Source organism: Luteimonas sp. Soil_C_5, assembly GCF_057656615.1.
Window position 1 is genome coordinate 1 of the sequence record NZ_JBDGKA010000016.1, and the last position, 209, is coordinate 209.

At 55.5% G+C, this 209-nt stretch carries 1 protein-coding gene; it reads right to left on the bottom strand.

The window, feature by feature from the left end; genetic code table 11:
* Nucleotides 1–209, bottom strand: a 209-nt coding sequence (locus AC3A5K_RS16980; protein WP_487618739.1) for a hypothetical protein, incomplete at both ends; no start/stop codon positions are given.

Consider the following 209-nt stretch of genomic DNA (forward strand, 5'->3'; position numbering starts at 1 on the left):
TTTTGGTTCCTTTTTGGCCGGTCAAAAAGGAACTCGCACGCGTCAGCGTGCGAAAGCCGTGCAATTGATCTATCGCTTTGTTGTTGATTCGGCTTTGAATCCAACCCCGGAATTGGAATCGGAATCCGCGCGAGGTGTTCGCTGTTGGGCGCGATCAGCGTCCCTGCCAAGGACAGGGCTTCCGCGCTGTCGCGCGGCTTACTTTTGTC